We start from the raw sequence: 344 nt of genomic DNA, 5'->3' as shown, positions 1-344 counted from the left end.
TGTGGGAGCGGGCGTGCCCGCGAAGGGTCGCAAAGCGGCCCCAAATTACTTAACTGACTGGCATTACCCTCGTGGCGGTTTTTTCACGTCTGGACTTGCCAGGTATCAGCCAGGTGTTCACGCAGGTACGCCGTGAACACGCGCACAGCAGGCGTCATGGCAAAGCGGTCTGCCAGGCACAGGTAGATGTCCATCGGCTCGGTCTGGGCGTATGCCTGGCCGTTGTCGCTGTATTCAAACAACGGCACCAGCGCACCTGAAGCCAGATGGGGCCGCACGATGAATTCGGCCAGGCGGGTGATGCCACCATCGTGCACGGCCATGTGGGTCAGTGCATCGATGTC

General features: G+C 60.8%; 1 pseudogene. It reads right to left on the bottom strand.

What is annotated here, in order from left to right:
* Window positions 1-83 precede the first annotated feature (83 nt).
* A pseudogene (locus QWI17_RS00095) lies at window positions 84-344 on the bottom strand (LysR family transcriptional regulator); the annotation flags it as partial.

It is taken from the genome of Gilvimarinus gilvus, from assembly GCF_030518155.1.
GTDB classification, from domain to species: domain Bacteria; phylum Pseudomonadota; class Gammaproteobacteria; order Pseudomonadales; family Cellvibrionaceae; genus Gilvimarinus; species Gilvimarinus gilvus.
The sequence above is the reverse complement of the archived record's forward strand: the minus strand, read 5'-3'. Positions and strand labels throughout refer to the sequence as shown.